This is a genomic window from Catalinimonas locisalis, assembly GCF_038039535.1.
Classification (GTDB): domain Bacteria; phylum Bacteroidota; class Bacteroidia; order Cytophagales; family Cyclobacteriaceae; genus Catalinimonas.
Genome location: NZ_JBBPHP010000040.1, coordinates 18390 through 33023, shown reverse-complemented (window position 1 = coordinate 33023; position 14634 = coordinate 18390). Strand labels below are relative to the sequence as shown.

Sequence of the window (14634 nt, the reverse complement as noted above, 5' to 3'; positions counted from 1 at the left end):
TAGCTATGAAAAAGATATATATCTTAACATTCATTATTTCATTCGTCATTGCAGCTTGTGAGAATCCTTTAGAAGAAGAAGTATTTTCTGATTTGGGACCTTCAAACTTCTTTAATAGTGCAGATGACGCAGAAGCTTTACTTTACGCAGCCTATGCTGCTTCTCAAGTATCAGGAGATAGAGATTACATTTTACTGGCTGAACTTCCTTCAGATATATTAATTGAAAGAGAAGGAGGGCTGAGAAGGACCGCTCAGCTCATAGAAGATTTCACCTGGGATGCTACTCATCCCTATTTATCAGGCATGTGGGACCGTCACTATCAGATGATTTACCGGGCCAATGTAGTGTTGGACAATGTGCCGGACATAGAGATGAACGAAAACCGGAAACAGCAAATACTTGCCGAAGCAAGGTTTATCAGAGCGTTAAGTTATTTTTACCTTTATGATTTTTTTGGTCCTACGCCCCTGGTATTGAGCAGTGAGGTATCTATTGACGATCGTCCTGAAAGAGCCACCCGGGAGGAATTTATCAGTTTTGTGGAAAGTGAATTTCAAGCAGTAAGCGAAATACTGCCAGCCACTCAAGACCAGTATCCAAGAGCTACCAGTGGGGCCGCTTTGGGTTTCCTTACCAAATTTTATCTTAACAATAAAATGTGGCAGGAGGCGGCTGAAACCGCTCAGGAAGTCATTAGCAGCAATACTTATGTTCTTTTTGATGGTGAAAACAGAACAGATTTGTTTGCCCTTGAAAACGAGAGAAACAGTGAATTCATATTCGTCCGTCCTCACATACCACAACCTGGTTTTGGCAATGGGTATATCGCTCATGCGGCACCCCCCAATTACCAGTTTCAATACCCGCCCAAAGAAAACTTTGCTGCCCAGTATAAAATTCTGTCTTCCTTCATTAACACTTTTGACCCTCAGGATGAAAGGTTAGGTGCTTTTGTATTTGAATATACTAATACTTTTGGTGAGCAGGTAGTCTTAGGGGAAGATGATGTGAGAAGTTTTAAATATCCCGAAGACCCGAACTGCACCGGAAGAGACTGTGGCAACGATGTATCCATCTTAAGGTATGCCGATATACTTTTGTCAAGAGCAGAAGCGCTCAATGAAATGGACGGACCTACTCAGGAAGCCATAGATCTCATCAATCAGGTAAGGGCGGTGGCTGGCGTACCCCTTTTGGATTTGGGAGGTTTCTCATCTAAAGAAGCACTCAGAGAGCATATTCTGGCAGAAAGAGGTTGGGAATTTCATACAGAAGAATTACGAAGACAAGACCTTATCCGGCACGGAAAGTTTATTGAAAGGGCTATAGAAAGAGGAAAAATGGCATTTGATTACCATGTGCTGTATCCTATCCCGCAATCTGAAATTGACAGAAATCCAAACCTGGTTCAAAATGATGGATATTAAACTAAGCATAAAAACGAGCAGCTTACCGATGGTGTTTATGTGTTGCCTGGTGATACTTGGCTACTCCTTTACAGGTTTTGCGCAGAATGATCAGAAACAGCCCAATATCATCCTGATCAATGTAGATGACTTAGGTTGGACAGATCTGGCCTGTTATGGGAGTCGTTATTATGAAACTCCTAACATAGATAAACTGGCAGCAGAAGGTATGCTTTTTACCAATGCTTATGCTGCTGCAGCGGTTTGTTCGCCCACAAGATCAGCCATCATGACGGGCAAAGCACCAGCCAGAACAGGCATCACAGACTGGATCAGGGCAAGATTCCAGGGAGGCACAATTCCAGCAGATAAGACCTATACACTGGAATATGTAGGAGATTCTACAAATCGTTTGCTGACGCCTGCCAATCCTTTGTGGATGGAACTTGAAGAAGTCACCATAGCCGAACGCTTACAGCGAAAAGGATATGCTACTGCTCATATTGGCAAATGGCATCTGGGCACCGAAGATTGGTATCCTGAAGAACAAGGTTTTGATAAAAACATCGGAGGTTGTGACTATGGACAGCCCCCCTCTTATTTTGATCCCTATTACAACAGTGAAAGGATGCCCGGTATTCCTACTTTGCCTCCCAGAAAAGAAGGAGAGTATCTGGAGGACAGACTGGCAGACGAAGCTGTGAGTTTTATCAAAGCACATCAGAATCAGCCTTTCTTTATGTACATGTGCAACTACGCCGTGCATACGCCCATACAGGGTAGACCTGATCTGGTGGCTAAATATGAACAGAAAGATACCACCAACCAAAAAAGTCCTGACTATGCTGCCATGGTGGAAAGTGTGGATTTGTCGGTAGGAAAAATGATGCAAACCCTCAAAGATTTAGGGAAGGATGAAAATACCCTAATCATTTTTACATCTGACAATGGAGGTCTGGAAGTAGAAATTGCAACTGATAATGACCCTTTAAGATCAGGAAAAGGATATCCTTATGAAGGGGGAATCAGGGTACCTATGATCGTACGGTGGGCAGGTCAGATCAGTGCCGGAAGCCAGAACGAAACGCCAGTAATCAGCCATGATTTATACCCTACGATTTGTGAAATTGCGGGGCTGGAGGTTCCCAAGCCTGAGCTTATTGATGGAGTGAGCCTGGTGCCTGTATTATTAAAAAAACAAAAGCTTGATCGGAAGACTCTGTACTGGCATTTTCCACATTATCGGCAAAAAGACATTGTTCCCTACAGCATTATACGTGATGGAGATTGGAAATTAATCAAAAGGTATGAAGGCACAACGTATGAACTCTACAACCTGGCTAATGATCTTTCAGAAAGAGAGGATTTATCACAAACTAAAATTAAAAAGGTACGAGAACTTGACCAAAAACTTTTGAAATGGCTGGAAAAAGTAGATGCCAGAATGCCCAAACAAAACCCAAGGTATGTATCCATGGAGTAAAAAGTAGCTTCTGAAAATATATGTTTTTATTCAACCTAGTAAACTTATCAACTGTGAATCAAATGTTTTTTGTATAGTTTGATAAATATGCTGATAATCATCTCTATTTTCTCTAAATTTACCCACTAAATATTCCAAATTTACCCACATAATGGGTAAATTTGGAAAAATATGAATTGAGAATAAGCTATGTATTATCGCTACATTACAGAATCCATCATTGAGGCTTTAGAAGATACTCCGGTAATTATAATAAATGGAGCTAGACAAACTGGCAAAAGTACCCTTTGTCAACAACTTTTGGAACAAGGAGTAGTGAAAACTCAGGTAGTAACTTTTGATGATCCTACAACTTTAGCAGCTGCCCAATTAGATCCACTTGGGTTTCTCAAAGATCTTAGTGAACACGTTATCTTGGATGAAATACAAAGAGCTCCAGAGCTATTGCTCAGCATTAAAAAGCAAGTAGACCAGGACCGTAAGTCAAGAAGGTTTATATTAACTGGTTCAGCTGATGTGATGAGTTTGCCTAAAGTAGCAGACTCATTAGCAGGACGTATTGAGATTCATAACCTTTGGCCTTTATCTCAAGGAGAGATTTTAGAGAAGAAATCAAGTTTTCTTAGAGAACTCACTTCAGAGGACGGTAAATTCCAAGTTGACCACGTATTATGGAAAGATATCATTGAATCTATAAGTGTAGGAGGGTATCCAGAAGCTGTGGCTCGTAAAAACGAGTCAAGGAGAGCAAAATGGTTTGAGTCTTATATGTTATCCGTGCTACAAAAAGATATCAGAGACTTAGCAAATATTGAAGGATTAACTCAGATCCCTAATGTCTTACAGTTGCTAAGTACAAGAGTGGGTAGCACTTTGAATATGACAGATATTGGTCGGCTTTCTGGGATTAAAAATACCACCATACAAAGGTATATGGCGCTTTTAGAGCATGTGTTTTTGGTGGTAAAGGTGCAAGCTTGGACACCAAATTTAGAAGGTGCATTCGTGAAATCCCCTAAAGTATATCTAAACGATACGGGCTTATTGTGCCATCTAAGGGGGGAGGACAGTGAGGGCTTATTGGCTAATAGAACTGGAGTAGGACCGTTATTAGAAAACTATGTAGTGATGGAAATTCTCAAGCAACTCAGCTGGTCAGGTCAATATCTGAAACCCTATCACTTTAGTATGCATAAAGGAGCCGAAGTAGATTTAGTCTTGGAGAACCGGAAAAAGCAAGTATTTGGAATAGAGATAAAATCAGCAGCTTCATTAAAGGAAAAAGATTTTAAGGGCCTCAAGCGATTGGCAGAACTGACAGGGGATAAATTTCAAAAGGGGATAGTGCTTTATAGCGGAGACCAGATACTTGGGTTTGGAGACAATTTATACGCCGTACCCATTCCTGCATTGTGGCAATCCTGATTGAATAGCTAATATATAAAACGTTAAATTTAATTAACATTAACGCTTTTAGGGGTAGGAGGGAGGCGTTAATATTCAAACTTTTTTAGACATAAGACAAATTGCTGCTAAGGTACGGACGGCTACATTTAGCAACCAACCTTCCACAATCTATTCTAACATATGATTTAATAGCTTGTTTACTCTCAATAGATCGTAAAATTCACTTTACATTTTTTAAACTACAATTCTATGCCTAAAGAGGAACCCTCAGAAGAAGTACAACAAGTTCTCTATCACCTTTCCGAAAATGCTAATCAGGTTTTTTTTGCTTTTGATCTGGACGAAAGTAGATTTATTTATCTGAACCAATATTTTGAAGAATTGTGGCAAATGAGTAGAGAAGAGATAACGCATGATCCTTCTAAACTTTTGTCTACAGTTCATCCTGAAGATCAAGAGGTGGTAAAGAACTTTTATCTGAGAAACCTTAAAGAGTCTGGAGAAAAGCAAAGCAGTATTGAATTTCGTTTACTTCTCTCCGATAAATCAGTAAGATAGGTTTATCTCAATTCTTATGCCTATAAAAAGCAAACCGATCGCCATGTAGTAGCAGGCTTAGTGGATAATATCACAGAAACGAAACAGCATCAATTTATGCTTAACAAGTTTGCTGCAAAGAAAAATGCAGTGTTGGAAATATTATCCCATGATTTGTCTAGACCACTAATCAATATTCAAAGCCTGAGTAAGATGCTGTCGGAGCAACTTTCTGATCACAAGCAAGAGGTTGACCAAATTATTAAAATGATCACTAAATCCAGTAGCCGGGCAATAGAATTAATACGCAGTTTCGTACAGCAGGAATTCCTGGAATCCGCACAGACCAAACTGATCTTAAAAAGAGTGAATATGGTGCAAGAAATCCGGCAGGTGATGGAACAGTTTCAGGATGAAGAAGCTAAGCTTGACAAGCATTTTTACTTTGAAAGCAGTAGTGAAGATATCAGCATAAAAATAGATGATAACAAGTTTATGCAGGTACTCAACAACCTTTTGTCCAATGCAATCAAGTTTACCCCGGATGGGGGAGAAATAAAAGTGTCACTATCAGAAACCCAATCCACAATATTAGTTACCGTTAGTGATAATGGTATAGGGATTCCTAAACATTTACAGAATGGCTTATTTGAAAGGTTTCCCAAAGCAAGAAGAAAAGGACTTAAAGGAGAACCGAGCACAGGCCTGGGCATGTCAATCATCAAAAACATAGTCAATTGGCATGAGGGAGAAATCTGGTTTGAAAGTGAAGAAAATAAAGGAAGTACTTTTTATATTCAATTACCAAAGCGGTGATCATTGCTTGGTGTAGTCTATTCTTAGAAGCTCTCAGCAGGAAAGGTGGGTCAGGGGAGAAGGTGTGTACATCTAAGCGATTATTGCGCTTTATGCTTTGAAGTGGATTCTCTGATAACTAGTGAGGTAGGTATACATTGATTCAAAAGTTCTTTATTAATATGTCCACTTTCCAATTGTTGAATTAAAAGACGGGCTGCCTTCTTACCCATATCATAGGCGGGTTGTTGCACAGTAGAAAGGGGAGGATTCATATATTCTGCGATAGGCTCGTTGGCATATCCCATTAATAAAATATCCTTTGGCACTTGTAAACCTTGCTGTTTAATAACTTTAAAAGCTTCATAAGCTAAATAATCATTATGAGCAAATACGGCATCAATGCGATTATTTTTCAATAGTCCTGACAGCTTCTTCTCTAGCTGCTTAATGTTACTACCATCCACAATAAAATCTTCACAATACGGAATATTCCATTTCTTGAGTGCCTCTCTATAGCCCATCAATCTGTTAAATGTGGTTGAAATATGAGTAGGACCGTGGATATAGACAATTTGTCTACTTCCTGAAGAAATCAGGTGTTCAGTAGCTTTAAAAGCACCTTCAAAATCATCGGTGATTACGTAAGAGGTTTCTACATCCTCGCAAGTTCTATCTATAAAAACGAGTGGAACTTCAAATGACAAAATGGTCTGAAAATGATCAAAGTTTTGTGTGTTATTTCCCAGAGCGACAAGAAAACCATCAACTCTCAAGTCTAGTAGCGTTTGAACTGACTTTTTTTCTTTTTCATATTCATTATCTGATGTACAAATCACCAGATGATAGCCTTTGGCAACAGCGAACGACTCAATACCCCGTAGTACCTGATTGAAGAAATGGTGCGTGAATTCTGGAATAATCAGACCAATATTGTAAGTTTTCTTGCTGACAAGTCCCTTGGCTAATTGATTAGGTCTATAGCCCCATTTTTCGGCAAGTTCCAGCACCGACTGACGGGTTTTCTCACTTATTCTTGGACCTCCATTCAACGCACGGGAAACGGTAGATGGAGTCACATTTAACTCTCTTGCAATATCCGTAATGCTTATCCTTTTCATATCAAAACCCTCATAGAAAAACGTATATTGTAAAATATGTAAAAAAATATGTGCTAATATAGTTAAGTTTTTAGCTGCGCAAACGTTTGACTGGATTAAGATTGCTGGGTAGTTTATATTTAATCCTGATTCTGCTGGTAGAATAATTACATACAGATATAACTAAAAAAATTAAATACTCAGTCCAAAAATTACTATGCTACTAAAACAATTTAAACCTAATGCATGAACCATTTTTACAATCAAGATGAATGTTGTAAGGTCGCTTTTTAAAGGTAACCCTTGACAAATGAGCTCTTTTACTGTTTATATTCAGCTTTATTGAAATTCCCATATTTGAGAAAATAAAAACAGATATCTTCCTGTAATAGGGTAGTAATGAATATACCGGCTTCAACCATAATATTTACCATTCTATATAAACAGATACTTACATTATAAAGCCCGGGTGTGTGTGAGATTGAAAAGGAATGATATTCCGTGTTAAAAGGGCTTCAGATTGAATGCAATATAGCTATCCGGTATAATTAAAATGGAGAAGAGAAGCGGTCTGTTTTAACATATTGCTAAATGTTGAGAATCAGCTTAAACAGGATTTGTACGGAAAATATTATAAGATTTTATTAAAAAATGAGAAAGAAAATTATGTAAAAAGATATAAAAATACCGGTCATGTAAACTGACCGGTATAACTGTTAAAGCCTTTTACTCCACTACTGTCGACCAAAACAAATCAGTGAAGTAAAGTATGTTTTACCTTAACTCTACTAATTTATGAAAAACAACCTACTTTATCCAATTAAGAGGTGCACATTCTACTCGCTTATGGGGGTTATCGTGCAGTGTATTTTTTACACCTTGAGTTTGGCGAATGCCGAAACGCCTCAGAGCTTAAATAAAGATTTATCCAGATTAAATGAAATCTTGACCTATCAGGAAACTACCGTCACTGGGCAAGTTACCAGCCTTGAAGACTCGGAAGGCATACCCGGGGTAAATGTAGTGATTAAAGGTACTTCACAGGGTACCATTACTGATGTTGAAGGGAAATATAGCATAGACGTACCTTCACCTGAATCTGTACTGGTATTCAGTTCTATTGGTTATGTTGCCGAAGAGGTTGTAGTAGGTACGCAGTCAATGATTGATATTGCCTTGGCTCCGGATATCACTTCTCTGGAAGAAGTGGTAGTAGTAGGGTATGGGGAGCAGAAAAGAGAAACGATAACCGGCTCAGTTGCGAATATAGATGGGGAAGAAATTACCAAGAGTCCTACTCCCAACGTTTCCAATTCATTAGCTGGTAGATTGCCAGGACTGGTAGTGAATCAGCGTTCGGGAGAACCGGGAAGGGATGATCCTAATATTTTAATCCGGGGTAGCGGTACCTTCGGAGATAATGGTCCCCTGGTGGTCATTGATGGTGTTCCCCGAAGCAATATGAGCCGACTGAATCCCGAGGACATTGAAAGTATCTCGGTGCTGAAGGATGCGTCAGCAGCTATTTACGGGGCAAGAGCAGCGAACGGGGTGATTCTGATCACTACCAAAAGGGGTACCAAAGGAAAACCTGTCTTTGACTTTTCTTATAACTATGCACTTCAGCGTCCCACCAAAATTCTGGATGTACTGGATGCACCTACCTTTGCTCAGGTATTTAACGAAGGTGCCTGGTACCGTGCCGGCCGACCCAATGACTGGACTCCTTTCTATTCCGACGAAGCTATCCAAAAATACGCGGATGGGTCTGACCCCATTTTGTACCCCAATACCAGTTGGATAGACGAGGTGCTTAAGACCTCAACTCAACAAAGAATAAATCTGTCAGCCAACGGCGGCACCGAAAACGTTCGGTATTTTCTTTCTTTTGGAGCCACTACCCAAGATGGAAGTTTTGAGAATGATCCTACCAACTACCAGCAGTACAATATGCGGGTGAAGGTGGATGTGGATCTTACGGAAAACCTTACGGTTGGTGCCAACCTATCTGCCATATTGAACGATAAGACTTATTCAGCTGTGGCTACGGATGATGAGGCCTGGGTTAATTTCCATAACCTTTATCTGGCAAATCCCACTTTGGTGGCTAGGTATCCCAACGGATTGATTGCTCCGGGCCGCTTAGGAGAAAACCCTCTTCTGCTGGATCAGCGCGGATATTTTACCCGGGATGATGCTCCTTTATATTCCACATTTACAGCAGCTTATAATGTTCCGTTTGTAGATGGGTTGAAACTGGAGGGTAGCTACAACTATGATTTAACCAATCTGCACGAAAAGAGATGGCGACTTCCTTATTATTATCATGAATATAATCCGGTGACGGAAGAGTATGATAGAAAACAAGGCACCGGATCGTCCACTGCCGAACTATGGGATACCTATCGTAAATGGACCACTGAATTATACAATTTCAGAATCAATTTCGACCGTACTTTTAACAGGCATCATATAGGAGTTTTAATCGGTACCGAGCAGCAAACGAATAATTATAGTTGGGTACAGGCCTATCGCCGAAATTTTGTGAGCACAGCTATTGACCAGATCAATGTAGGCAGCAACGACCCGGAAGATAAGAACAATGGCGGTTCTGCTTCTATCGGGGGATATAATAATTATTTTGGTCGTCTGAACTATGATTACGAAGGAAAATACCTGGTAGAGTTTGTATTCCGCTACGACGGTTCGCAGATTTTTCCTGAAGCAGGGCGATATGGTTTCTTTCCCGGAGTTTCCGCCGGATGGCGTATATCTGAAGAGTCTTTTATGAGTGGTCTGGGTTTTGTGAATCAATTGAAACTACGAGGATCTTACGGACAAATAGGAAATGACAGAGTAGGTGCTTATCAATTTCTGCAGACCTATTCTTTCGGTGATAATTATGTGTTTGGCGGCAGCGACGTGCCCGGGGTATATCCTAATGTGTTACCCAACCCTGACATCACCTGGGAGGTAAGCGAAAAGCTGGATCTGGGAATAGAAGGTACACTCTGGGACCGGGCTTTAGGCTTTGAGTTTATCCTGTGGCGGGAAAACCGATCCAATATTCTGGCCACCAGAAATGTATCCATCAGCAATGTATTTGGCTTTTCCGGTCTGCCTGACGAAAATATTGGACGAGTAAACAATAAAGGGTTTGAGCTAATTCTTTCTCATCAAAATTCAGTGGGTCAGCTTAATTACCAGATATCTGCCAATACTGCTTTTTCCCGGAATAGAATAGAATTTATGGACGAGGTACCTCAGGATGAACCTTACAAGAATCAGACAGGACACCCTGTAGGCGCAGGTTTATTTTATCAGGACGATGGTATCTTCAATACACAGGAAGAACTGGATGCTTACCCACACTTGCCTAATACACAGGTAGGCGATATCAAAATTGTGGATCTGAATGATGATGGTGAAATCAACGGTGCAGATCAATTTAGATTTGATTATACCTCCACCCCGGAATATGTTTTTGGGTTGACTACAAATTTTCAGTACAAGGATTTTGACTTGAATGTGCTGTTCCAGGGCCAGGCCAATGCGTACAACTACGATGATCGTTTTGGAGCGCTGGGGAATTCAGCATTTGACAATGCTGTGGTAGAACGGGCTACTGACCGCTGGACCGTGGATAATCCGGATGGCACCATGCCTCGGGCAGATGGAAATGCTCCCGGCAACAATACCATGTGGTTGTTTGATGCCACCTTCGTTCGGCTGAAAAATATTGAATTTGGTTATTCTCTTCCTCAGCAGTTAGTTTCCAAGGTGAAGTTAACCAATGCCCGAATCTATGTGAGTGGGTTTAATGTGCTTACCTGGGCCAAGGAAATCAAATGGGCTGATCCCGAGGCCAACGGAGGACTACTGTATTACCCTCAAATGCGGGTACTCAATGTGGGTGTTAACGTAAAATTTTAAGCAGAAAAAATCATGAAAAAACTAATAATATTCTTTTTCGCAATGACATCCTTTTTTGGATGTGATGATGATGTATTGGATGCTCCACCTCAGGACCGTATTTCAGAAGATGCCGTTTGGAACGACGAGAACCTGATCGTAGCCTACCATAATGCATTGTACAATGGCATTCTGCACGGATTTAAAATTCATATGCAATCCAAGGCCACCGATGAAGCGTACTGCGCGATTAACTGGGATATTGGTAATGTTCCCATCGGTACGCTCACGCCCGACAATGTAACCAGCGTAGCCGATACGCATTGGACCGGAGGGGGTAACCTTTATTACTGGAACTCGGGTTTCCAGAACATTCGTCAAATCAATATTTTTCTGGAAAAAATGGCTGGTGATGAGATTGAGATTGAGGATAAAGCCCGTTTGGTAGCTGAGGCCAAATTCTTGAGAGGCTATATCTACTTCTTGTTGGCCGAAAGATTTCATGAGGTGCCAATCGTAACGGAAAGTTACGAAATGGGGGCGGAGGTTACCTTCACCCGCAATAGCTTTGATGAAGTGGTAGAGTTTATTGAACAAGACCTCAGCGAGGCAATACCTGATTTGCCGGAGAAATATGCCTCAACTGATGCTAACTTCGGTCGGGCAACTCAGGATGCTGCTCAGGCACTGCGCTCGCGCATGTATTTATACGCTGCTTCTCCTCTTTATAATTCCTCTAACGACCGGGAAAAGTGGCAAAAAGCTGCCGATGCAGCAGAGGCCTTGCTAAACAGGGGTTATGAGTTGCACCCTGATTATACTACGCTTTTTAATCAGACCAGTGGATCGGACAATAGTGAATTGATTTTTGTCAGAAATTTTTCGGTCTCTAATGCCCATTCGGCTCCCATGGACAATCTGAATCGCCGCTATGGTGCCTACGGTGGATGGTGGGCGAGTAACGGGCCATCTCAAAATTTAGTGGATGACTATGATATGATTAACGGAGAGCCGGCATTTCTAACCGATGGAACGATCAATCCGGCTTCGGGCTATGATCCGCAAAACCCTTATGCCAACCGTGATCCCCGTTTTGATGCTACCATTATCCATGACGAATCTACTTATCGTGGAGATTTTTTTGAGATGTGGGTAGCCAGTGATGGGAATACCTGGGGATTTGATTCCTACAAGCAAAGTGGTGATAATCCTCGTACCAATTATGTGCTCAGGAAATTCATGCCCGACGAAAGTGTGCCTTTGAGTTGGCAGCAGCCTTATACCAACCCGTGGATTATCTTCCGTTTGGGAGAGATATATCTGAATTATGCTGAAGCCAAGTTTGAACTAGGCGATGAAGCGACTTGCCGTGAATACTTGTCAAAAGTAAGGGCAAGGGTGGGAATGCCTCCTATACCCGATGATGTATCGGGTGAAGAACTCAGGAGGAGATTATACAATGAAAGAAGAATTGAACTGGCATTTGAGGAACATAGATTCTGGGATGTAAGAAGATGGGAAATAGCTATGGAGGTTGAAAATGAGCCAATCATGGGGATGGATGTGATCAAAGATGTTGAAACAGGAGAAAAGACATACACTCCAGTGCAGTTACTGGAAAGAAATTTTGAGGAAAGGATGTATTTCCTGCCCATAGAAGCCAATGAAATACTCCGTAATGAAGGCATGGAGCAAAATCCGGGATACTGACAAATAAAAGTATAAACAAATGATGCCGTATGTGATCGGGTGCTAAGCTATCCGATCACTACTTCTATTTTCATAATCAATTATTCACTGAACGTCAAAGAAAGGAAGTGGGATTACATCTTGGAAATGAAGTGAAACCTTCAACATTAGATTTGTCACCGATAATTTTTGGGACCAGTAGCCTGGGAGACCTGTTTGAGGTAATCCATGAAGAAACAAAATACAATATCGTAAGCGAATGTGTACGCTTATCAAAGGGCAATTTGGTTTTTGACTCAGCGGGTAAATATGGCGCAGGACTATCTCTGGAAGTATTGGGCAAATGTCTGAAACGTTTGGGAGTTTCACCCAAAAAGGTCATGATCAGCAATAAACTGGGATGGCTGAGGACAGCACTCAAGACCGAAGAGCCTACCTTTGAGCCTGGCGTATGGAAAGATATCAAGCATGATGCTGTACAGAAGATCAGCTATGAAGGAATTATGGAGTGTTTTGAACAAGGCAATGAACTTTTGGGCGGATATACACCGCAAATGGTTTCAGTACATGATCCAGACGAATACCTGGCTTCTGCCAGAGATGAACAGCATGCCCAACAACTCTATCTGCAAATTCTTGAGGCTTATCAGGCACTGGAAGATCTTAAGGTAGAGGGGAAAGTAAAGGCAATTGGCGTAGGAGCCAAGGATTGGAAGGTGATCCAAAGGATCGCCCGGGATGTACCACTGGACTGGGTAATGTTTGCCAACAGCATGACCATAAAAACCCATCCACAGGCATTGATGGACTTGATCAGTGAACTGCATAGCCAAAAGGTGACGGTCATCAATTCTGCTGTATTTCATTCAGGTTTTCTGGTAGGAGGGGATTACTTTGATTACAAATTAGTCAGCGCAGGTAACCCTGAGGGTGATGCATTGCTGCAATGGCGACAAAAATTCTTTGCCATCTGTCAGAGATTTAACGTAGCACCGGCGGCGGCCTGTGTGCAATTTGCCTTACAGATCCCCGGCGTGAAGAGTGTGGCCATGAATGCCACCCAGGTAAAGCATGTCACGGAAAATGTCAGTCTGCCACAGGTCGCCATACCCTTTGAATTCTGGAAAGCACTCAAAACGGAAGGTTTGATTGACAAAGCTTACCATAAACCAGTGCAATTACCTAGATAAATATGATTTTTTACAATACAACATTGATTTCAACTTGGAGCCAGACACATGAAAACATTAGTGTGTGAAGAACCACGAAGGTTTAAATACAAAGAAGGGCAGGAGCCCACACTGACTGCAGATCGGGCCATCATCAAAATCAAACGAATTGGGGTTTGTGGAACTGACCTGCATGCCTTTGAAGGTACTCAGCCCTATTTTAATTATCCCCGCATCTTAGGACACGAACTAGCAGGAGAGTTGGTAGCGTTTGATCATGCTCCCTGCTTTCAGACAGGAGAGGTGGTTTCATTCATTCCCTACTTCCATTGTGGCCACTGTATCGCCTGCAGGAGAGGTAAGACGAACTGCTGTGTCCATATGCAGGTCTGTGGCGTACATGTAGATGGCGGAATGGTGGAGTATCTGTCGGTGCCTTCTGCTGCTTTGTTGCATGGTGACGGACTTAGTCTGGATGAAATGGCACTGGTTGAACCCCTGGCGATCGGAGCGCATGGGGTGAGAAGGGCAGCCATGGAAGCGGGAGAGTTTGTGCTGGTGATTGGGGCAGGCCCTATCGGGCTAGGTACCATGGAGTTTGCGCGCATGGCCGGAGGAAAGGTAATTGCGATGGACATCAACGCGCAGCGTCTGCGCTTCTGTCAGGATAAGCTCAAAGTCGCGCATACCATCAACGCATCTGATCCGGATGTGAACGAGCAGTTAAAAGAAATCACTGCAGGAGACATGCCCACGGTAGTGATAGATGCGACAGGCAGTCAAAAAGCCATCAACAACGCTTTTCAATTTATGGCGCACGGCGCCCGCTACATTTTGATCGGTCTCCAAAGAGGAGAAATCTCCATGAGTCATCCGGAATTTCATAAGCGGGAAGGAACCCTGATGAGTAGCCGCAATGCTACCCGGGAGGACTTTGAGCAGGTGATCACTGCCTTGAAAAAGAAGGAAATAGACCCATCCGCTTATATTACGCACCGGGTACCTTTTGATAAGGTGATAACTGAATTTGAACATTGGTTAAAGCCGGAGACTGCTGTGATCAAAGCCATGATTGAAGTTTGATCGCTTATTGTATAGTAACAACTTATTTTACACTATTTTACACTTTGACA

10 protein-coding genes are annotated in these 14634 nt (G+C 41.8%); 9 read left to right on the top strand and 1 reads right to left on the bottom strand.

The window, feature by feature from the left end:
• Positions 1-5: 5 nt before the first annotated feature.
• The 5 genes from WJR50_RS27935 to WJR50_RS27915 all read left to right on the top strand — a co-directional run bounded on the left by WJR50_RS27935 (position 6) and on the right by WJR50_RS27915 (position 5652).
• Positions 6-1430 (top strand): RagB/SusD family nutrient uptake outer membrane protein, encoded by a 1425-nt coding sequence (locus WJR50_RS27935; RefSeq protein WP_341296615.1) that lies wholly within the window; start codon positions 6-8, stop codon positions 1428-1430.
• Positions 1417-2892: a sulfatase gene (locus WJR50_RS27930; protein WP_341296614.1), complete on the top strand. Its 1476-nt coding sequence runs from the start codon at positions 1417-1419 to the stop codon at positions 2890-2892. Before WJR50_RS27935 ends, WJR50_RS27930 begins: the two co-directional genes overlap by 14 nt.
• 189 nt (positions 2893-3081) lie before the next feature.
• The gene (locus WJR50_RS27925) at positions 3082-4317 is read left to right on the top strand and encodes an ATP-binding protein (protein ID WP_341296613.1); all 1236 of its coding nucleotides are present in this window, start codon (positions 3082-3084) and stop codon (positions 4315-4317) included.
• A 231-nt stretch (positions 4318-4548) separates the two neighbouring features.
• Positions 4549-4857, top strand: coding sequence for a PAS domain-containing protein (locus tag WJR50_RS27920; RefSeq protein ID WP_341296612.1), 309 nt, complete (start codon positions 4549-4551; stop codon positions 4855-4857).
• Positions 4858-4953: 96 nt separating this feature from the next.
• Positions 4954-5652, top strand: a complete 699-nt coding sequence (locus WJR50_RS27915) for a sensor histidine kinase (RefSeq protein WP_341296611.1) — start codon at positions 4954-4956, stop codon at positions 5650-5652.
• Positions 5653-5732: 80 nt separating this feature from the next.
• On the opposite strand, the gene WJR50_RS27910 is transcribed toward WJR50_RS27915, so the two are convergent.
• Positions 5733-6752 (bottom strand): LacI family DNA-binding transcriptional regulator, encoded by a 1020-nt coding sequence (locus WJR50_RS27910; protein WP_341296610.1) that lies wholly within the window; start codon positions 6750-6752, stop codon positions 5733-5735.
• Between the two features lie 774 nt (positions 6753-7526).
• Here WJR50_RS27910 and WJR50_RS27905 point away from each other — a divergent pair.
• The 4 genes from WJR50_RS27905 to WJR50_RS27890 all read left to right on the top strand — a co-directional run bounded on the left by WJR50_RS27905 (position 7527) and on the right by WJR50_RS27890 (position 14584).
• Positions 7527-10664: a SusC/RagA family TonB-linked outer membrane protein gene (locus WJR50_RS27905; RefSeq protein ID WP_341296609.1), complete on the top strand. Its 3138-nt coding sequence runs from the start codon at positions 7527-7529 to the stop codon at positions 10662-10664.
• 12 nt (positions 10665-10676) lie between these two features.
• Positions 10677-12353 (top strand): RagB/SusD family nutrient uptake outer membrane protein, encoded by a 1677-nt coding sequence (locus WJR50_RS27900; RefSeq protein WP_341296608.1) that lies wholly within the window; start codon positions 10677-10679, stop codon positions 12351-12353.
• A gap of 152 nt (positions 12354-12505) precedes the next feature.
• On the top strand, positions 12506-13522 hold the full coding sequence (locus tag WJR50_RS27895) for an aldo/keto reductase (RefSeq protein ID WP_341296607.1): 1017 nt from the start codon (positions 12506-12508) through the stop codon (positions 13520-13522).
• Positions 13523-13570: 48 nt separating this feature from the next.
• On the top strand, positions 13571-14584 hold the full coding sequence (locus tag WJR50_RS27890; RefSeq protein ID WP_341296606.1) for a zinc-binding alcohol dehydrogenase family protein: 1014 nt from the start codon (positions 13571-13573) through the stop codon (positions 14582-14584).
• The last annotated feature ends 50 nt before the right edge of the window (positions 14585-14634 follow it).

Excerpts from the sequence above, each read along its gene's own strand:
- WJR50_RS27935 (WP_341296615.1), top strand. The coding sequence starts at position 6 with ATGAAAAAGATATATATCTTAACATTCATTATTTCATTCGTCATTGCA.
- WJR50_RS27930 (WP_341296614.1), top strand. The coding sequence starts at position 1,417 with ATGATGGATATTAAACTAAGCATAAAAACGAGCAGCTTACCGATGGTG.
- WJR50_RS27925 (WP_341296613.1), top strand. The coding sequence starts at position 3,082 with ATGTATTATCGCTACATTACAGAATCCATCATTGAGGCTTTAGAAGAT.
- WJR50_RS27920 (WP_341296612.1), top strand. The coding sequence starts at position 4,549 with ATGCCTAAAGAGGAACCCTCAGAAGAAGTACAACAAGTTCTCTATCAC.
- WJR50_RS27915 (WP_341296611.1), top strand. The coding sequence starts at position 4,954 with ATGCTTAACAAGTTTGCTGCAAAGAAAAATGCAGTGTTGGAAATATTA.
- WJR50_RS27910 (WP_341296610.1), bottom strand. The coding sequence starts at position 6,752 with ATGAAAAGGATAAGCATTACGGATATTGCAAGAGAGTTAAATGTGACT.
- WJR50_RS27905 (WP_341296609.1), top strand. The coding sequence starts at position 7,527 with ATGAAAAACAACCTACTTTATCCAATTAAGAGGTGCACATTCTACTCG.
- WJR50_RS27900 (WP_341296608.1), top strand. The coding sequence starts at position 10,677 with ATGAAAAAACTAATAATATTCTTTTTCGCAATGACATCCTTTTTTGGA.
- WJR50_RS27890 (WP_341296606.1), top strand. The coding sequence starts at position 13,571 with ATGAAAACATTAGTGTGTGAAGAACCACGAAGGTTTAAATACAAAGAA.